General features: G+C 46.8%; 7 protein-coding genes and 1 pseudogene. 4 read left to right on the top strand and 4 right to left on the bottom strand.

Annotated features, from left to right (window positions below; genetic code table 11):
* The 4 genes and pseudogenes from Xhom_RS13730 to Xhom_RS13715 all read right to left on the bottom strand — a co-directional run bounded on the left by Xhom_RS13730 (position 1) and on the right by Xhom_RS13715 (position 16,280).
* Complete coding sequence (locus Xhom_RS13730; protein ID WP_069315181.1) at positions 1 to 10,080, bottom strand: non-ribosomal peptide synthetase; 10,080 nt, start codon at positions 10,078 to 10,080, stop codon at positions 1 to 3.
* 95 nt (positions 10,081 to 10,175) lie between these two features.
* Positions 10,176 to 13,415 (bottom strand): non-ribosomal peptide synthetase, encoded by a 3,240-nt coding sequence (locus Xhom_RS13725; protein ID WP_069315182.1) that lies wholly within the window; start codon positions 13,413 to 13,415, stop codon positions 10,176 to 10,178.
* 244 nt (positions 13,416 to 13,659) lie between these two features.
* Positions 13,660 to 15,273 carry a cyclic peptide export ABC transporter gene (locus Xhom_RS13720; protein WP_069315183.1) on the bottom strand — a complete coding sequence of 538 codons (1,614 nt, stop codon included), beginning with the start codon at positions 15,271 to 15,273 and terminating at the stop codon, positions 13,660 to 13,662.
* Between the two features lie 326 nt (positions 15,274 to 15,599).
* Positions 15,600 to 16,280: pseudogene (locus Xhom_RS13715) on the bottom strand (IS1 family transposase).
* Positions 16,281 to 16,380: 100 nt separating this feature from the next.
* On the opposite strand from Xhom_RS13715, the gene Xhom_RS13710 reads away from it, so the two are divergent.
* The 4 genes from Xhom_RS13710 to astD all read left to right on the top strand — a co-directional run bounded on the left by Xhom_RS13710 (position 16,381) and on the right by astD (position 21,277).
* Positions 16,381 to 16,665: an HAD family hydrolase gene (locus Xhom_RS13710; RefSeq protein WP_071933820.1), complete on the top strand. Its 285-nt coding sequence runs from the start codon at positions 16,381 to 16,383 to the stop codon at positions 16,663 to 16,665.
* A gap of 842 nt (positions 16,666 to 17,507) precedes the next feature.
* The gene (locus tag Xhom_RS13705) at positions 17,508 to 18,719 is read left to right on the top strand and encodes an aspartate aminotransferase family protein (protein ID WP_084022946.1); all 1,212 of its coding nucleotides are present in this window, start codon (positions 17,508 to 17,510) and stop codon (positions 18,717 to 18,719) included.
* 20 nt (positions 18,720 to 18,739) lie between these two features.
* Positions 18,740 to 19,771 (top strand): arginine N-succinyltransferase, encoded by a 1,032-nt coding sequence (gene astA, locus Xhom_RS13700; protein WP_099139772.1) that lies wholly within the window; start codon positions 18,740 to 18,742, stop codon positions 19,769 to 19,771.
* Between the two features lie 27 nt (positions 19,772 to 19,798).
* Positions 19,799 to 21,277 carry a succinylglutamate-semialdehyde dehydrogenase gene (gene astD, locus Xhom_RS13695; RefSeq protein WP_069315187.1) on the top strand — a complete coding sequence of 493 codons (1,479 nt, stop codon included), beginning with the start codon at positions 19,799 to 19,801 and terminating at the stop codon, positions 21,275 to 21,277.
* Positions 21,278 to 21,304: the final 27 nt, after the last annotated feature.

The following is a 21,304-nucleotide window of genomic DNA, read 5'->3' as shown; positions in this document are numbered from 1 at the left end:
TTAATCATCTCCATTTAACAGGGCACGCAGTTCATCTTCAGACAAGTTCTCCAATTCTTTTTGCAGTGATTCGATATCATCTTGTGCGAAAAAGGTCTCAATTTGTCTTGATTCAATAAGCTCAGCGAGTTCAGACAGGGTGGAATGCGCAAATATGTCCGAGATTGATACTTCAAGATGGAATTCATCACGTAATCTCGCCATTAACTGAATAATTGACAGGGAATTTCCTCCCAAATCAAAGAAACTGTCATAACGTCCTACCTGCTCTAATCCCAATAGAGTCTGTAGGATAATGGCGATTTGCTGTTCTATTGTACCTTCGGGCGCTGCATATTCAAGACCAGCGATAGCTGAACGATCGGGGGCGGGCAGCGCTTTGCGATCCACTTTGCCGTTGGCGGTCAGCGGGAAGGCATCCAGCATGACAAAGGCACTGGGAACCATATAGCTGGCCAGATGGATATTGAGATGTTCCCTCAGATGGTTTGCATCCAGTGTGGCATCGGGCTGTGGAATGACATACGCGACCAACCGTTTATCACCGTTCTTTTTTTCTTCACGGACTTCTTCGCGGGCCACGACCAATGCTTCCCTGACGCCTGAACAGGCGAGCAATTGCGCTTCGATTTCACCCAGCTCAATGCGGAAACCGCGGATCTTGACCTGAAAATCATTGCGTCCCAGATACTCAATCGTGCCGTCTGGCAGCCATCGGCCTAAATCGCCGGTTTTGTACATGCGTGCGTTGGGCTGTTCACTGAAAGGATCGTGAATAAAGCGTTCTGCCGTCAGTTCTGGCCGGTTCAGATAACCACGGGCGACGCCCCTGCCACCAATGTGAATTTCACCTCCCACGCCGAGAGGAGCCGGATGACCGAGGGTGTCCAAAATATAGATATGGGTATTGGCGAGCGGACGACCAATCGGAACTGTGCCTGAGAATGAATGTGTCTCTGTCAGAGGCAGGGCGGTTGCCGTCACGGTAGTTTCCGTGGGGCCATAGGCATTGAGCAAGCGACATGCCTGAGTGTCGGGCATGGACAGCCAGTTTGATAAATGGTGGTACTCCGCTTTTTCTCCCCCGATGGTGACAATGCGCAGATGAGGACTGAAATAACTGCGACCTGCGGCCATTTCCTGTACCCAGTGATGCCAGAAGGCGGTCGGCAGATCCACGGCTGTGATGGCCTTCTCTTGCAAGAAGGAGATAAAGGCCATATCCGGTACTTGGATATGAGCAGGACGCAGGATTAAGGTTGCACCAGCGGCAAAGGTCGGGAAAATCTCTGACACAGCGGTGTCAAAGGCAATGGCGGTAAATTGCAGAACGCGATCGCTTGATTGGAGATCACTGGTCTGGCGTTGGGCATGAATAAAGTTCACCACATTGCGATGCTCAATCATGACGCCTTTGGGTTGCCCCGTTGAACCAGAAGTGTAAATGATATAGGCCAAATGGTGTGGCAGGAGTCCTGATCGTTCAGTGTCAGGATTATGCACAGGTTGTTTGGCGACGTTATCCCGATGAGTTTCATCATCCAACAACCAGACCGGCACATTCGGTACAGGCAAACGTGTCTGCAAATGTTGCTGGGTGAGCAGTAATACCGGTTGACTATCTGATAACTGATAGGTCAGCCGGTCGATGGGATATTCCGGATCGAGCGGAACATAACTCGCTCCGGACTTAAGCACGGCCAACATGCTAATGATGATACCAAGATTACGCTCCAGACACAGCGCCACACGATCATCGGGGCGCACACCGAAAGCCATTAGTTTGTGTGCCAGTTGGTTGGCATGACAGTTCAGTTCTGCATAACTCAACTGAATATCGCCAAAAACCAGTGCGAGGGCATCCGGTGTCCGTACCACTTGCTGTTCGAACAGTTGGTGGATCAGCTCATTTTGTGGATAAACTAATTCAGTGTCATTAAAGTCCACCAACAATTGCGTTCGTTCTGTGGACGGTAAGATATCGACCGCTTCTATTGCTTTTTCTGAAGAATGTTGTTCTGGTAAATATTGTCCTGGTGAATATTGCTTTGGTGCGTGCTGTAGTGCCGACACAATCTCTTTCAGCGCGATCTCCATATAGGCATTCAGGCGAGCCGGATTAATCTGCTGACTGCATTGGGCGGTGAGGGCAAAGCCGTTGTCAAAATCATCCACATCCAGAGACAGTGGGTAGTTACTGCGTTCTTCGCCACGAAGGATCTTGATGCCTTGCCAGGCCATTGATGCGGATTGTGTTTCGTCACGCGGGCTGTGGCGGAAGTTGAGCAGGCTGTTAAACAGTGGCAGGGGAGCCTGAATACCACTGCAACGCTGGGCAACAGCCAGTGGGGCCTGTTCGTGATCCAATAGTTCACTGAGTTGCTGATAAGTTTCCTGTACTGCTTGTTTAACGGTACGTGCCTGCAACCGAATGCGGATAGGTAGGGTATTGATAAACATACCGAGAACTTGAGACGCACCAATTCCTCCTTGTAACCGGCCGAGCAGAACCGTACCGAATACTACATCGTTCCGACCGCTGCACCGTGCCAAAACTTGCGCCCATGCCACATGGAACAATACTGCGGCACTCATACCCTGTTGGCGGGCGCAATCACGCAGATTACGCGCCAAGTCGCTATCGAGCGTGAGGACATTCTCTACTATTTGTTTATGTTGATCATGTTGTTCACCCTGTACATCCAATAAACCAAAGGGCAGGGTTGGTTCTTCCACATCGCTTAACAGTTTGTGGAAATAGGTTTGGTGAGCTTCCAGCGGAACGCTGCGGGTTTGAGCGATAAAGTTGCGGTAAGGCAGGGGCGCAGGCAGGCTGTCGTTTTCTCCCAGGATGAACGCTTTCATCTCATTGAATATCATTTCCAGTGAGACGTGGTCACACACTAAATGGTGATGCAGTAAAGAGAGCAGCCATTGTCCCGAGGTAGGATCCTGAACAATATGTGCCGCCAGCAGTGGCGCTTGGGTGATATCCATGCGCACCGTGCTCGGGTCGGTGAGACGGCGTAACTGGGTTTCGGCGCTTTTCTCCACGCTACCTTCCATTGCCAGTGTGTGTTCAATCACTGGCAATCGTGCATGGCGATAAACAATTTGGACAGATTCTGGTAGTTCTTGCCAGTGGACAGCACTGCGTAAAATATCGTGACGATCAATCACCTGCTGGAATATTTGCAAGAAATTGTCCAAGCGAGTCCGGTTATCAAAAGCCATAAGCTGGCTGTCCAGATAGAGATCACCTTCGGTTTCCAGTAGATGGTGGTACAGTATTCCTGCCTGCAATGGCCCCAGCGGGTAGATATCCTGAATATTGGCAACGCCCTCAGGAACAAGGCCGGTAATCTGGTCGATCTGGTTTTGGGTTAATTCCACCAAAGGTAACATCTCTGGCGTAATGGCGAGGCTGTCTTCGCGGATCGGGTTTGGAGGAATGGTCTGCGAGGCGATAGACTGGCCGCTGTTCTGATCTAAGCGGGCACTCATGGCTGCCAGAGTGGGGGCAGAAAAGACGGTGCTGACATCAAGGGACAGATTTTTCTGGCGCAGCTCTTCGATCAGGTTGACGACCAGCAGGGAATGCCCGCCCAACTCAAAGAAATTGTCATGACGGCCGACTTGCTCCAGACCGAGCAGTGATTGCCAGACGGCCGCCAATTGCTGCTCAGTGTCGCCTTCTGGCGCTTGGTATTCACGGCTGACCACCGCCGCCTGATCCGGTGCCGGCAGGGCTTTGCGATCCAGTTTGCCGTTGGCAGACATCGGGAACGCGTCCAGCATGACAAAGGCACTGGGGAGCATATGCTCCATCAGGCTGCTGCTCAGTTGTTCACGCAGGTGAGACGGGCTGAGTGTGACCCCCGATTGCGGGATCACGTAGGCCACCAGCCGCTTATCCCCCCGGCCTTCTTCACGGGCGATCACCACCGCATCGCTGACCCCTGCACAGGCCGCCAGTTGGGTTTCAATTTCCCCCAGTTCAATGCGGAAGCCCCGGATTTTGACCTGGAAATCATTGCGCCCCAGATATTCAATGGCGCCATTGGGCAGCCAGCGGCCCAGGTCACCGGTTTGATACATCCGGGCATCAGGCTGTTGATTGAACGGATCGGCAACAAATTTCTCGGCCGTTAAATCGGGGCGGTTCAGGTAACCCCGCGCCACCCCCGCGCCGGCAATATGGATTTCGCCACTGACGCCGATGGGAACCGGCTGGCCGTGCGTATCCAGAATGTAAATGCGGGTATTGGGCAACGGATAGCCAATCGGAATGGTATTTTCGAGCGGCAGGGGCTCTTTGCTGTCCAGCGATAATGTGGTGGCAATCACCGTCGTTTCGGTCGGGCCATAGGAGTTGATCCAGCGGCACGCCTGGGTTTCCGGGCTGGAGAGCCAGTTGATTAAATGGCGGTATTCCGCCTTTTCGCCGCCGACAATAATGGTACGCAGGTACGGGCTGAAACCGCTGCGCCCCGCCATCATCTCCTGTACCCAGTGGTGCCAGAAGGCGGTGGGCATATCCATAATGGTGATCTGTTGTTCTCGCAGGAAATCGACAAAGGTGATGTCCGGTATGCGGATATGGGGTGGCCGCAGCACCAGCGTAGCGCCGGAGGCAAGGGTCGGGAAAATATCAGACACCGAAGTATCGAATGCCACGGTGGCAAATTGCAGGATGCGATCCCCCAATTGAGGTTCGCTGGTCTGGCGCTGGGCATGAATAAAGTTCACCACATTGCGGTGTTCCAGCATCACGCCTTTCGGTTGTCCGGTCGAACCGGAGGTATAAATGATGTAGGCCAGATGGTGTGGCTGGAGTCCCATTTGGCGGGCATCAGGATTCTGGACCGGTTGTTTCGCGACGCACTGCCGATGATGGTCATCATCCAGCAACCAGACCGCCACACCCTGGAGCGGCAACCGAGCCTGTAAATGCTGCTGAGTGAGTAATAATGCGGGTTTGCTGTCCGTCAACTGGTAGGCCAGCCGTTCAGCGGGGTATTCCGGATCGAGGGGAATATAACCTGCGCCCGCCTTGAGGATCGCGTATATGCCGCTGATCATATCCAGACTGCGCTCGGCACAGATAGCAATACGGTCATCGGGGCGCACGCCAGAGGCGATCAGATGATGGGCCAGTTGGTTGGCCTGGTGGTTCAGTTCGGCGTAAGTCAGCTGATTCTCACCAAACATTAATGCAATGGCATCCGGTGTCCGTTCTGCTTGTTGTTCGAATAGCTGGTGGATCAGGATGGTCTGTGACGGTGAGGACAGATGCGGATAGTCCAGAGCCGTCTCATTAAAATCCACCAAAACTTGGGCACGTTGCTGAGGTTGCAACAGAGGCAAATCTTCCACCCGCTGCGAATCATCTTCAACCATCGCCGCCAGCAGGGTTTGCAGGTAACTGGCGATGCGTTCAACGCTGGCAGGATCAAACAGATCACTGGCGTACTCCAGCTCACCGACCAAGCCGTTATCAGTATCATTCATGGCAAGTGACAGATCAAAATGGGTGCTTCTTCGGGCTAATGGCAGTTCATCCAGTACTAAATCGGATAACTCAAGAGATTGCTGGGTTGGGGTGTTATCCAGTGCGAGCATCACCTGAAATATTGGGCTGTGGCTCAGGCTGCGTGGAGGTTGCAGGGCTTCGACCAACTGCTCGAAAGGCAAATCTTGGTGCACATAGGCTTCCTGTGCATGGGCTTTCACTTGAGCCAATAACGAACTGACGGTGGGGTTATCTTCCAGCCTGACTCTGAGCGCCAGCGTATTGGCGAAGAAACCGATTAGTGGTTCTAATTCACTGTGCTGGCGGTTGGCAACGGGTGTGCCGACAACAATATCTTGCTGACCGCTGAGACGGGAAAGCAAGATTGACCACGCCGCCAACAAAGTCATAAATAATGTGGAACCATGACGTTGGCTCAATGCTTTTAAGCCATCACGTAATTCAGGGGAGAGTGTAAATGCCAACTGATCTCCGCGATAGCTTTGTACCGCAGGGCGAACTCTATCCGTGGGCAGTTCCAGTAAAGCAGGTGCACCTTGCAGCGCATCACGCCAGAAATTAACCTGTTTTTCCAGTACTTCACCTTGTAACCATTGTCGCTGCCAAAGGGCATAATCCGCATATTGGAGAGTCAGAGGAGGCAGGGGGTCATCCAGATTTTGATTAAAGGCGCGGTACAGGGTGCTCAGTTCATAGATAAGTACGTTCAGTGACCAACCATCCGAAATCATGTGATGCTGGGTCAACAGCAAGACATGCTCATCATCTGCGAATCTCAGTAATTGAGCGCGTATCAATGGCTCCAGTGCAAAATCGAAAGGGTGATCAGTTTCAAATTGTGTTGCTTCATCAAAGGCCGTTTGTTTTTCTGCCTCAGTCAACTGACGAAGATCTTTTATCGTTAAAGTCAGACCACGGTCAGTATCGGCAATAACTTGCTGTGCCTGGCCTTCAACAATTTTAATCGTGGTACGTAGAATTTCATGGCGGGCGACTATTCTGTCCAGTGTGGCTTGCAGGGCATTTTGGTTTAGCTGGCCTTTCAAACGCAGCCCGCCAGAGATATTGTATGCCGTCTGTGCCGCCGGATCTAACTGTGCCAAAAACCACAGGCGTTGCTGTGCCCACGATAAGGGAAGCGCTTGTTGCCGACTGGCGGGTAATATCGTCGGTTGGGTGGATTGGTTGGCGGTACTCAATGATTGTGCTAAATCTGCCAAGATTGGGTGAGTGAACAGATCTTGCAGGTCTACTTTTATGTTGAGAGCGTGGCGCAAACGGGATGCCATTTGCACGGTCAGCAACGAGTGTCCGCCTAACTCAAAGAAATTGTCGTGGCGGCCGATTTGCTCCAATCCCAGTAAAGACTGCCAGACCGCTGCCAGTTTCTGTTCGATTTCCCCTTGCGGCGCGGCATATTCACGGCTGGCGATAGCCGCCCGATCCGGAGCTGGCAGCGCTTTGCGATCCAACTTGCCACTGGCGGTCAATGGAAAAGCGTCCAGCATGACAAAAGCACTGGGGAGCATATGCTCCATCAGATAGGTGCTCAGTTGTTCACGGAGCTGAGTGGGTGTCAGCACGACATCAGGCTGGGGTATCACATAGGCGACCAGACGCTTGTCACCTGTAGTTTCCTCACGGGCAATGACTACAGCATCTTTAACACCTTCGCAGGCCGCCAGTTGTGCCTCAATTTCCCCCAGTTCGATGCGGAAGCCACGGATCTTGACCTGAAAATCATTGCGCCCCAGATATTCAATGTTACCATTGGGTAGCCAGCGTCCCAGATCCCCGCTTTTATACATGCGGGCATCGGTTTGTTTATTGAATGAATCGTTGCAGAAGGGGTCGGTGACAAATTTTTCCGCAGTCAGTTCTGGGCGATTCAGATAACCTCGGGCGACACCCAGACCAGCGATATGGATTTCACCACTAACACCGATAGGAACAGGCTGACCTGACGAATCCAAAATATAGATCTGAGTATTGGCATTCGGGTGGCCGATCGGAATGATGCCATTGAGCGGATATGCGTCTGTACCATCCACTATCAGGTTGGTTGCTGTAATGGTCGTTTCCGTCGGGCCATAGGAGTTAATCCAACGGCACTGTTGGATTTCCGGCAGAGAAAGCCAATCCACCCAATGGCGGTATTCCGCTTTTTCGCCACCGACAATGATCGTATGTAAGCACGAGCTGAACCCCACGCGACCGGCTTTCATCTCCTGCACCCATTGATGCCAGAAGGCGGTAGGCACATCCATAATGGTGATCTTCTGCTGATTCAAGAAGTCGATAAACTCCGCATCTGGTACACGGATATGTGCCGGGCGCAAGACTAACGTCGATCCCGCCGCAAATGTCGGGAAAATATCAGACACTGAAGTATCAAATGCCATGGTGGCAAATTGCAGGATGCGATCGCTGGGCTGTGGCTGGCTGATCTGATGTTGGCTATGGATAAAATTAACCACATTGCGGTGTTCAAGCATTACACCTTTAGGCTGCCCCGTCGAACCGGAGGTGTAGATGATATAAGCAAGATGATGTGGCAGAAGCCCCAGTTGGCTGGCATTAGGGTTATGTATTGGCTGTTCAGCCACACTCTTCCGCTGATGCTCATTATCCATCAGCCAGACCGGAACACCTTTTATCGGTAAATGAGCCTGTAAATGCTGGTGGGTCAGCAATAACTTCGGCGAGCTATCTGACAACTGATAAGCCAGACGTTCAGCAGGGTATTCTGGGTCGAGTGGCACGTAGCCCGCACCCGCTTTGAGAATGCCCAACATGCCGATGATCATGTCCAAGCTGCGTTCGACACACAGAGCTACACGATCATCGGGTTGTATGCCAAATTCTATGAGGCTGTGTGCCAGTTGGTTGGCGTGGCAATTCAGCTCTGCGTAACTCAGTTGAGTCTCTTGATAAACCAAAGCCACCGCGTCAGGTATTGCCTCAGCCTGTTGCTCAAAAAACTGGTGGATCAGCTTATCCTGCGGATAGGTCAATGCGGTATCGTTAAAATCTACCAATAACTGTTTGCGCTGTTGTGGTGTTACCAGCGGCAGTTCAGCCACTCGCTGAGAATCGTCGGCGGCCATTGCCGTCAGCAGGGTATATAACTGACTGACCAGACGTTCTATTGTGGCATGGTCAAACAGATCACTGGCATACTCTAAATCACCCACTAAACCGTTTTCAGTTTCATTCAGTGTTAATGTCAGGTCAAAGTAAGCGCTGTCCCTGATTAATGGCCGTTCACTCAGCATTAGCCCCGGCAATTCGAAATGTCGTTGCCCCGGTGTATTATCCGTTGCCAGCATCACTTGAAAGATGGGGCTATGGCTCAGGCTGCGTGGGGGTTGCAGGGTTTCAACCAGTTGTTCGAAGGGCAGATCTTGATGGGCATAAGCATTCAGCGCTTGTGTCTTCACTTGCGCCAACAATTCGCTGACACTGGGGTTATCGTGTAATTGCACTCGTAGCGCTAAGGTATTGACAAAGAAGCCGATCAACGATGCCAATTCCGGTTGTTGGCGATTGGCGACGGGAGTGCCGATCACCACATCATCCTGTCCACTGATACGCGAAAGCAGAGTAGCCCATCCGGCCAATAACGTCATGAATAAGGTTGTGCCGTGACGCTGGCTGAGTTCTTTTAACCCCGCATGTAATGCAGGGGGCAGAGCGAGATCAACCCGATTCCCGACATAGCTTTGTTTCATGGGACGCGGACGATCGGTGGGCAATTCTAAAAGTGCCGGCGCACCCTGCAACGTGTTGCGCCAGAAACTGACCTGTTTTTCGAGCAATTCTCCCTGTAACCATTTTTGTTGCCAGAGAACATAATCGGCATATTGGATCGTCAGGGCTGGCATCGGATCAGGCTGTCCCTGACTGAATGCGCGATAAAGGGTGGATAGTTCATGCATCAGTACACTGATTGACCAACCATCAGAAATAATATGATGCTGGGTTAACAATAGAATATGTTGGTCTTCTGCTAATTTCAGCAGGCGTCCTCTGGCTAAGGGGCCATGAACAAAATCAAAAGGCTGATTCGCTTCAAAATAAGCGATTTTATCAATCGCAGCTTGTTCTTCTGCAGACAGTTGTTCTGTAGATAGTTGTGAATATTGCCCTGAGAATAATTGACTAAGATCGTCTTGTGTCAGGGAAAAACCACAATCTGCATCACCAATAATTTGCTGTGTTTCGTCTCCTACCGTTATGAACGTTGTCCGCAGAATTTCATGGCGAGCCACAATGCGATCCAATGCCGCTTGTAGCGCATTCAGGTTCAGGTTACCTTGCAGGTTCAGACCCACTGACATATGGTACGCCGCCTGAGCAGCCGGATCTAATTGAGCAAGGAACCAAAGGCGTTGCTGCGACCAAGATAATGGCACACCATTATCGCGCCCTTGAGTCATGATTTCTGTTTTTTGAGTAGACTGGCGGTTCAGTTTTGCTGATTTGGCTAATTCAAGTAATCTTCTGCGTTCAGCTAATGGTAGAGATGAAAACTCGTTATTCTTCATTTATTTATCACCACTTAAAGCAATGTAAAATATACCTTTTCTCTTTCACGTTGCAGCTTGGTTGGCCGCAACGTGAAATCCATTAGGTATAAAAATTAACTTATTGATTTATAAATATCTTGTAGGGACTCTGAATCAAATTGCAGTAACAGAGAGTCGATAATGCATTCTTCAAGCTGACAGAGGATGGGATGTGAAAACAGCTGATGGATGGATAATTCAACATCAAATGTTTTTTTGATCTGCGACTGTAGCTGTAGTACCAGCAGAGAGTGACCGCCCAGTTCGAAGAAGTTGTCATAGCGGCCTACCCGATCTAAGCCCAGCAATTCTTGCCAGATGGTGGCTAATTGTTCTTCGGTTTCCCCTTCTGGGGCGGAATATTCACGGGTGGACATGGCTGAGTGAGCGGGGGCGGGTAATGCTTTGCGATCGAGTTTGCCATTGGGTGAAAGAGGGAAAGTTTCCATCATCACAAATGCACTCGGTATCATGTAATCGGCGAGATTTTTGCTTAATTGTTCACGCAGTTGAGAAATGTTCAGGGTGTAATCGATATCGGGGATCAAATAAGCGACTAATCGTTTATCTCCCGTTTCATTTTCACGAGCAACAACCACGGCTTCCCGGATGCCCGCACATTGGGTCAGGCAGGTTTCAATTTCGCCCAGTTCAATGCGTAATCCCCGGATTTTGACCTGAAAATCGTTGCGACCGAGGTAAGCGATGCTGCCATCAGGTAACCAACGCCCCAGATCGCCGGTTTTGTACAGGCGAGCATCCGGATCGGGATTGAATGGATCCGCAATAAAGCGCTCTGCGGTCAATTCAGGTAAATTCAGGTAGCCACGGGCAACACCAACGCCCCCGATATGGATTTCACCCGAGATTCCCATTGGAACAGGTTGCCCGTGTGCATCAAGGATATAGATTTGAATATTAGAAATAGGGCGCCCAATCGGAACCTGTCCGCTATAACTATCGGGAACACATTGCCAAGCGGTCACATCAATGGCGGCTTCTGTCGGCCCATATAAGTTATGCAGTTCACTGTGAGCAAAGTGGGACAGACATTGCTGTTGCAGGGCATGAGGAAGAGCCTCTCCGCTACACAAAATCTGGCGTAGGGAAGGGCAGCGTCCGGCAGGAGCATAATGGAGGAAACTTTGCAGCATAGAAGGCACAAAATGGAGTGTGGTAATGCTGCGTTTTTCGATTTCTTCCAATAAATAGGATGGCTCTTTATGGCCGCCGGGGCGTGCCATCACTAATTGGGCACCAAACATCAGAGGCAGGAAAAACTCCCAAACAGAAACGTCAAAACTGAATGGCGTTTTTTGCAAGACCCGATCCTGAGGTGTTAATTGGTAGGTATCTTGTGCCCAGAGCAAACGATTAACAACACCACGGTGCTCATTCATCACTCCTTTGGGTAACCCCGTTGAACCGGAAGTATAGAGCACATAAGCCAAGTGACGGGATGTCAGCCCCAACTGAGAGGCGTCTAAGTTATCGACGGGGTGGCGGACAATATCGGCCTGATCTGCCGGATTGTCCAAAACCCAGACCGGAATATCTGTCACGGGCAATTGTTCTTGCAGATAGCTGTGAGTCAACACGATTACCGGTTCACTGTCTGACAGAATATAGGCAAGCCTATCAGTGGGATATTCTGGGTCGAGCGGCACATAGGCGGCACCAGCTTTTAAAATCCCCAACAGGGCAACGACCATATCCAGACTACGCTCCATGCAAATAGCGACACGATCATCCGGATGAACACCTGCGTTGATCAGGGTGTGGGCCAGTTGGTTTGCTTGTTGATTCAATGCGGCGTAACTGAGTTGGGTATCGTTACAAATTAGGGCAGTTGCTGAGGGGCTACGTTCTACCTGTTGTTCAATGAATTGGTGGATCAGGGCGTGTTGCGGGAAAGGTTTATCGGTATCATTGAAATCATGCAGAATTTGCTGACGTGCTGGTTCATCCATCAGGGGTAAATGATGAACCGTTTGTTGTTCGTCATCTACCATTGCCGTCAGCAGAGTCAAGAGATTCTGCATAAGCTGAGAGATGAATTCGGTATCAAAAATGGTGGTATCGTAATAAAAGGCATAACGGATTTGGTCATCAACTTCCAGGATATTGACCATTAACGGAACGGGAACATCAGCATAGAAAGGGTGAGGAAAAGGCCGTAACTCTGCATTTCCCCACTGTACCGTGACACTGTCATCTTCTGCCATCCAGAGTGCAGGCAGATCGCCAACGTATCTGGCTTTTTGAAATATCATGACTGTCTGGAAAACAGGGTGCTCTTCTGCATTACGTTGCAATTTCAGTTGTTCCAGCACTTTGGAAAACGGATATTTCTGGTTCTCAATACCCTGACGAACTGTTTTTGTCGCTTGTGTGATGTGTTCCTGTACCGTCATGTCAGGGTTGATTTGGCTGCGTAATGCGACGGGATTGATAAATTCACCGACCAATTTTCCCCAGCGGGCTCGGCCTCGTCCGGGCATGATAGAGCCGATAATAATGTCATCTTGTTCGGTATAGCGATTCAGGAGAATTTGGTAGGCAGCCAGAAAAATGGCGAACAGGCTGTTATCATACTTTGGTGCCAATGCTTGCAGTTTATTTGCCAGAGACTTGGGAATCTTTGTATATAAAGAGGTCTTTCCTGTCGCGGAATCAGTACTATTTTTAGGTGGCCATTGCGATACCGCTAAATTACCAGCCAATTTATTTTGCCAGAACTTTTGCTGTTTTTTTGCGCTAGCACTGTTGAGCCACTGTTGCTGCCATTCCACATAATCGTGAAAACTATTTTCTGGTACAGGTTCCAGAGAGTTGTCCGAAAGTAGGGCATCAAGTTCATCCAACAATAGCCAATAAGACCAGCCATCAACGGCCAGATGATCAAATGTCAGCACCATAATGCTTTCGTGTTGACTGCACTGATACCAACTGGCATAAACCCGCAGAGGATGCGTCAGATCAAAAGTATGCCAGCAGTCGTCCTGAACGCGCTGTTGTAGTGCTGCTGCGCTGAAGTGTTGGGCATCATGGACTGTGAGTGTGATCTTAGCGCTATCTGCGATGCAGTAGCCCAATTCTCCGTGGTATAACCCAAAACATGCCCGCAACATTGGATGCCTTTGCACCAATTTATTGAGCGCCTCTTCTAAATTCCCGGCTGTTAAGCCTTTAATGCGAGCACAAAACGCACTATTATTTTGACCTCGTTTATCAGGATCAATTTGGTATTGAAACCATCGGCTGCTTTGAGCTTCCGATAAAGGGAATGATTTCAATTTTTCAGGGTAATTCATTCTATAGCTCCCCTTTTTATGGGTACATTAAAAATCAAAACATGAGAACTGATAAAACAAAAATCACACTTGCATTTAAAATGAAAAAAAAGAGTTCAATGGAATAAAGAAAAATATATTCCATGTCGCTAATAATATTTTTTATCTATCCTTCATCTTTCAAGCTGCAGCTTTGTTAACTATGCTGCAACTTGAAATTTTCTGGGTTAGATAGCCATTATTTATTAATGCTTAATGAATTTTATTATTTATATTCTTTAATATGACCATCTTCTAATTTGATAATGCGATCAGCAATATCAAAATAAGCATCGTCATGACTGATAATAATGACAGTTTTACCACTGGCTTTTAATTCAGGCAGTAGTTCAGTATAGAATAGACGTTTAAATACGGGGTCTTGGTCGGCAGCCCATTCATCAAACAGATAAATAGGACGGTCTTCCAAATAAGCAGAAACTAAAGCCAATCTTTTTCGTTGACCAGCAGAAAGATCTGTTGTAGAAAATCCGCCATCCACAATTTTAACTTTGTGGCTCATATTTAATGCTTCAATATAATGAGTCGCCTTTTCAGTCACATTCGCATCACTATTAAGCAATTGCTCAAAGAGATGATAATCGGAAAAAACGGCGGAGAAGAATTGGCGATAATGCTCATTATTGGAAGGCGTTACCTTCACACCATTAAGCAAAACAGATCCGGATTCTTGTTCAAACAGACCAACAAGCAACATGGCAAGAGTTGTTTTTCCGCTGCCATTACCACCGACAATGAAAACAATTTCACCTTGCAATATTTTCAGACTTAATGGGCCAAGTGCAAATTGGCGGTCTTCTTTATCTGTTGTGTAATGGTGGATGACATCTTGCAATTCAAGTGCTATCGGCTGTTGATTCTGGAATGGATTAGGGCCTTCAATTTGTACTGCGAGTGATTCTTCCAGTTGACTGTCAAGGTGGCGCATTTTATTTAATGACACTTCCGCTTCCCTTAACTCTGGAATGGCACCGATAACCTCACTGATGGGGCCGGACAAAAAGAGAACAAGCAATGATACTGTAACGAGCGTCGAAGGTTCTTGGGGGAACCAGATAGGGACGATAAAAACGATCACACCAATAATGATATAGAATGTGACAGAACTGGCATTGATGACCCAAGCATAGCTGGAGTTAGCTTTAATACAGATTTGCTGGAATACTTTGGCCGCAGGAGCGATAACTCTATCAATAAAAAGATTACCTTTTTGTTTATTAAGTTGTAGCTCTTTGCTGCCATCAATCAGGCTTTGGAAATTAAGGTATATCTTGTCGACTTGGTCACGCATCTGAGTCATCAAACGTAACGGGTGTTTCTCCCAGAGATAAAACAGATACATTGAGATAAGACTCAGTACAGCCAGAATAAGGAACAGTTGCCAGGACATCCAGGCTAAATAACTGAAACAGGCTATGATGAGGGTCACATTACCAAAAACTGTGGGTGCCAACATAAAAGAGTGCACGAATACATCGACATCTTTCGTTAACACAGCCAGAAGACCGTGCCGTCCAAGTTTATGTAGTTTTTTGAGTGGGGCACGCAAAATTTTATTACTCAAACTCAGGCGCAATGAAAAAATAGTCGATTGAGCTAAATGAGATAATGTAATTTCTGATACTGTTTTTGTAATAAAAAAAATAAAACAAATACCAAAAAAGCTCCAGAGGAACGTGGTTAAATTAATTTCTTCTGTTACGCCTTGGCTAATCATACCTACTATTGAAGCACCGGCAAACCCACTAATTAATGCGCTTATTGTCGATACAAGCAGTAAAATCCAAGATTGACGATATAAATAAGCTATCAGAGTCATAAAAAACAAGCCATTGTCGAAGGTTATAGTGAATATGAAAATTCATATGTCTATCTACTCAATCTATTATGGTTGTTTTTTTATTAAAAAACTGCAAGCGTGATTTATAGCATAGCGTTATTAATAAATATAACTATGATAAAAATCACCACGCATGTAAATAATAACTTAAATTAATTACAAAGATGAATTATCTTGGTGAGGTTTTTTGATGGTTAATGTTTTTGTGTATCCAATAAGCCTCAAATTTTATTACAGATTGTTAACGTTAATTATTGATTGCTGATCCAATGATAATTTCTTATTTTTATGGTCGTGAATCTAATTTATTGATAATGATGAATGTTCAGATAATATCCGATGACTCTGTCATGCATTTCGATGGATTTTGAAAAAGACAACGTTTTACGAGTCAGTCTTTTACCAAATGCTGACGCAGATTCAGGTTAGGTCTTTCGATATGTTGTGTATAACGCTGGCTGTAGTTTTCCCATCAGCATTTTTTCATCGCTTTTCCAACCATCCGTCATATAGACCACAATGTTGAAAGGAGTCAGTAACGCCATCAAACGCATCAAGGTCTTTTTTGTTCTTGTCCCAAAAACGTGGGCGATCACTTTTCGTCTGCTCCGGTCGTAAGCATAAAAGCACCAACGGGGCTTTTTCTTCGACTTCACATATGACCACGACTCATCCATTTCACAGCAGACAATCACTTCAGTGCCGGGGCAATAGTTTCGGTTACGGATTTGGGACTGAGTTTTTTAAGTGACGAAGGACAGTATTCAGGCCAATTCCCATGACACGCGCTGTTGCCTGACATCCCATTCCGTTCATGGAATTTGCTTATGTGTCCCGGAACGACATGCGGTATAGGTGAATTCCAATGGCCAAGAATGACGACAAGATTGGCAAAGGTAGCGCTGATGACCAGAACGAGATCGCCCATTACGATGGAGCCCTTTAACTGCACAACAAGACGGGCAGATCACATCAATATTTACCATTTGAATGTTCTCCAAATAGGCAGACTATACACGATTCAATAAATTGATGTCATGACCAGCTGTTGCATCCTCATAACCAAAGCTTCATATAATAAAAGTATTGACAGATTGTGATATAGTTAATTATTTCGACATAGTTATAAGTGGTGAAGAATTTATTAAAAGTAAGCCAAGTCCTGAAATTTACATACATATGTTAGAGCTATTAAATGTTTCACCTCAAGAAGCTATAGTAATTGAAGATTCGTACTCTGGGATATTATCTGCTAAAAAAACCGGTTTAAGAGTCATTGCGTTTGAAGAAACCAGAATGCCAATTGATCAGTCAATAGCTGATTTTATTACAAAAGACATGTTAAGTATTTTTAATATAATAAAAAAATAACAAGTTGAAATTATTTTTTATTATTTAACAAAGGATTTCTTGAGTAAATATAATTTTCTTATAAAGTCAAAATAAAAATTACTCTCTAATGTTTTTATTTTTCAAATTAATTTTTTACTTATTTCTTTTACATAGCTTGTGGCGTGAACAATGCTTGAGCTTTTTTTGTTCATTAATCACCCAGTAGCATTTAGTTGTTTGTAACAATTCCGTTACATTCTCGATCGCTTACTGAAAAAATCAGAGGCTGCTTGGTAGATTCTGTATCCGTTAAGGGATAGAGGTAACTGACAATAAATTTAGTGTTATTTCATCGAAAATGAGACGTTTATGAGCAAGGAATGGTTTCTTATCATGAGGTGTCAAAATGATTGCGATTATTTGTAACAAATTGATATTAAATATTTTTATGTGTTTAAAAAGTAAAAATCATTAATTGCAAATACATTTTTTAGATCATGCCTATAAAATACTGGCATGATTTATGAATAATTATTGAACATTTTTATCTCATTCCCGTTATCTTCAATTCTATACCTCTTTTTGTTTATTTTTTTATGCATAAACGATGCATAAATTGAAAATAAAGTTATGTTTATAAATTGTGAAAAACATCATAAAGTAAATTCATTGTGACTGTATTGTATTGACTTTGTTAAAACCCAAAGAGATTATGAGATTAATTACTAATCACAAAAGATAAGGAAGATATTGAGACAGTGTCATTGGAAACTAATCAAATCATGAATAGATAATTTTAATGAATTTATTAATTAAAAATTACATCCAATGATATATGAATTTATTTTCCTTTTCGTAGCCTATTTATTGAGGAAAAACAAATGCCGAATATGATTCAAAGAAATTGGTTTGACCAGTATATGGTTCCCTGTTTTTCACCAGCAACATTTATCCCAGTTAAAGCCAAAGGCTCGCGTGTATGGGATCAGGATGGGAAGGAGTATGTTGATTTTGCAGGGGGGATTGCCGTTAATGCATTAGGTCATGCTAATGATGAATTAAAGAATGCATTAAGTTTTCAAATGGAAAATATATGGCATATTGGTAATGGCTATACAAATGAGCCTGTTTTAAAACTCGCAAAAACGCTAGTGGAAAATACATTTGCCGATAAGGTTTTTTTCTGTAATTCCGGTGCTGAAGCGAATGAAGCGGCATTAAAAATTGCCAGAAAATATGCTTTGGATAAATTCGGTAGCCATAAAAATGAAATTATTTCATTCGAAAATTCTTTCCACGGTAGAACGCTATTTACGGTGACTGTCGGCGGTCAGCCTAAATACTCTCAGGATTTTGCGCCACTTCCACAACAAATTACCCATCTTCCCTATAACGATATTGCTGCCATCGAAGCGCATATTTCAGAAAAAACCTGTGCCGTCATTGTGGAACCGATTATCGGTGAAGGGGGCGTTATTCCTGCCGATCCGGCATTTTTGAAAGCATTGCGGGAACTGTGCGATCAGCATCAGGCATTACTGATCTTTGATGAGATCCAAACTGGGGTTGGGCGGACTGGGTATTTTTATGCCTATGAGGAAATGGGTGTGGAACCTGATGTTTTGACCAGTGCCAAGGGGCTTGGCGGCGGTTTCCCGGTTGCTGCCATGTTGGTTAAACAACATGTTGCAGAAGCTTTCCAGCCCGGCTCACACGGGACAACATTTGGTGGAAATCCGCTGGCTGCCGCTGTTGCCAATAAAGTGGTCGACTTGGTGAATACGCAGGAATTTTTGGCCGGGGTGCAAGAGCGTCATCATGAATTTATCCGGCAGATGTCCGCGTTGAATCAACGTTATCAGGTATTCAGTGAATTACGTGGAAAAGGGTTATTGCTGGGGGCAGAGCTGGATAAAAAATATCAGGGCAAAGCGAAAACCCTGACCAATATCGCCGCGGAAGAGGGGTTGATTGCCCTGATAGCCGGCCCCAATGTGTTGCGTTTTGCTCCTGCATTAAATATTGAACAGCAGGATATCAATGACGGTTTCATCCGCCTTGAAAACGCCCTCAAGCGATTTGTTCAGGAATAAAACCGATTTGAGGTGATACCATGATGCTATTTAGATCCGTTCAACATGAAGATTTAGAGGATATCCTCAATCTTTCGTCCCGTGCTGGCGTTGGCCTGACGACGTTACCAAACAATCAGGAATATCTGGCAGCACGGATTTCACGCAGTATTGATTCTTTCAACGATGAAAGGGGACGAGCACAACAAGGGTTTTTATTTACCTTGGAGGACACGGAAAAGCATCGTGTTGTTGGTGTCAGCGCGCTGGAAGTTGCTGTCGGGCTGGAGGAGCCTTTTTACAATTTCCGCGTGCAGAAGTCAGTACGTGCCTCCCGTGAATTGGGCGTTTACAACTCATTTGAGACGCTGATTGTCGGGCAGGATTATACCGGTTCCAGTGAGCTGTGTACGCTATTCCTTGACCCCGGTTACCAAGGGGGACGCAATGGTATTTTTCTTTCCAGAAGTCGTTTTCTGTTTATTGCCGCATTCCGGCATCTCTTCCCTAAATCCATTTTTGCGGAAATGCGCGGAGTTGTGGATAAACAGGGCGAATCTCCGTTTTGGAATGCGCTGGGGCAACATTTTTTCAATGTTCCTTTTCAGCAGGCTGATTATTTAACCGGAATTGGCAGAAAAACCTTTATTGCGGAATTAATGCCATTCTACCCGATTTATGTCCCGATATTGCCGGAGTTGGCCCGTCAGGCTATCGGTCAGGTGCATGAAAATACAGTTCCTGCTCGCACTATTCTGGAAAAAGAAGGCTTCGCTTATCACGGCGGGGGCGATATTTTTGATGCGGGCGCCATCTTGGACGCGGAAATTGACAATGTACGCACAGTCAAAGCCAGCAGAGTTATGCATGTCAAAAAACGTGCAGATATTTTCCGACCACCAGATGGCATACCGTGCATTGTTTCTAACCTGCATTTTCAGGAATTTAAGGCACTACTCTTGAACATTCCCCATTCTCCGGAGGGCGATGAACTGTATCTCACTCCCGCAGAGATGGATGCGCTCCATGTGGACGATGGCGATTCGGTACGCTTTGTGTCTCTTCTCTCTTAATCGTTTTCACAATTAAAGGTTTTCACAATGAATCATCAAGCAAATTACATTGGCGGTGAGTGGGTAGCAGGGCAGGGCCTGCCGGTCATCAAATATTCCCCTGTTGATCAGCAAATTTTATGGCAGGCTAATGGTGCGTCTGCCCATCAGGTGAATGACGCTTGCCAAGCTGCCCGTAAGGTGTTTCCAGAGTGGTCTAGACTGGCGGTTGAAAAGCGAATTGCAATTATTCAGGCATTTGCTGATTTGCTGGCACAGGAAAAAGAAAACATCGCCTGTGTGATCAGCGAAGAAACCAGTAAGCCATTATGGGAAACACGGACAGAAGTTCAGTCAATGATTGGCAAAGTCGCCATTTCCATTGAAGCATGGGAACAACGGACTGGTTATTCTGAAATGCCGATGCCAGATGGTAAGGCCGTATTGCAGCATCGTCCTCACGGCGTGATGGCCGTCTTCGGTCCCTATAATTTCCCCGGCCACTTACCGAACGGACATATTGTTCCTGCGCTGATTGCCGGCAATACATTGGTATTCAAGCCCAGTGAATTGACGCCGATGACGGCAGAAAAAACAGTGGAATTATGGGTTAAGGCGGGATTGCCGGTCGGTGTGCTGAATTTGGTTCAGGGGGATAAGGAAACCGGCGGTGCGTTGCTGGATAGTCGTGAAATTGATGGCGTGCTGTTTACCGGCAGTGCCGCGACAGGGTTCCACTTCCACCGTGTACTGGCAGGCCAACCAGAAAAAATGCTGGCGCTGGAGATGGGCGGTAACAACGCTCTGATCGTGGACGATTATGATGATATTGACGCGGCAGTTTACACCATTATTCAATCCGCATTTATCTCTGCAGGACAGCGTTGTACGTGTGCCCGCCGGTTATTGGTGAAACAAGGACAGAAAGGGGATGAGTTGATCCAACGGCTACTTGATGCTGTAGGCCAAATTACGCCAGCGCATTGGAATGCCGAACCACAGCCTTTTATGGGCGGCGTTATCTCTTTAGCGGCGGCAAAAACACTGCTGGAAGCCCAGTCCAAGTTGCTGGAATTGGGTGGCGTTTCCCTGCTCACTTTAGTGCAGTCTGATCCTCGTTCAACGTTTATGACACCCGGCATTATTGACTTGACGGATGTCAAAGACATTCCTGATGAAGAATATTTTGGCCCTTTGTTGACTTTGAGGCGCTATAACACTTTCGATGAAGCGATTGCCATTGCGAATGATACGCGGTTTGGGCTGGCGTCTGGTTTGATTTCTCCTGATGCCTCCTTGTTCCAGCGGTTATTGCAGGAGGCAAGAGCAGGGATTGTGAATTGGAATAAGCCATTGACGGGCGCATCCAGCAAAGCGCCGTTCGGGGGCATTGGTGCATCAGGGAATCACCGCCCCAGTGCTTATTATGCCGCGGATTATTGCGCTTGGCCGATGGCTTCCTTGATGGCAGATAATGTGGTTTTGCCGGAAACCCCAGCGCCGGGGCTTGAATTTTTTCAGTCTTAATTTATCCACTAATAAATAGGATGTCAG

Source organism: Xenorhabdus hominickii (assembly GCF_002632725.1).
Classification (GTDB): domain Bacteria; phylum Pseudomonadota; class Gammaproteobacteria; order Enterobacterales; family Enterobacteriaceae; genus Xenorhabdus; species Xenorhabdus hominickii.
This window is presented reverse-complemented; position numbering and strand designations above follow the sequence as displayed.